The sequence below is a fragment of the Kineosporia sp. NBRC 101677 genome (assembly GCF_030269265.1).
Lineage (GTDB): Bacteria > Actinomycetota > Actinomycetes > Actinomycetales > Kineosporiaceae > Kineosporia > Kineosporia rhizophila.
In genome coordinates, this window is the sequence record NZ_BSTA01000058.1 from 1 (window position 1) to 291 (window position 291).

Here is a 291-nt window from a genome sequence, read left to right on the forward strand (position 1 = left end):
TCCCCATGCTTTCGCTCCTCAGCGTCAGTTACAGCCCAGAGACCCGCCTTCGCCACCGGTGTTCCTCCTGATATCTGCGCATTTCACCGCTACACCAGGAATTCCAGTCTCCCCTACTGCACTCTAGCCTGCCCGTACCCACTGCACGCCCAGGGTTAAGCCCTAGGTTTTCACAGCAGACGCGACAGACCGCCTACGAGCTCTTTACGCCCAATAATTCCGGACAACGCTTGCACCCTACGTATTACCGCGGCTGCTGGCACGTAGTTAGCCGGTGCTTCTTCTGCAGGT

The 291-nt window shown here is 58.1% G+C and carries 1 rRNA gene; it reads right to left on the bottom strand.

Going from position 1 to position 291, the window contains the following annotated elements:
- Positions 1-291 (bottom strand): 16S ribosomal RNA (locus QSK18_RS35730); the annotation flags it as partial.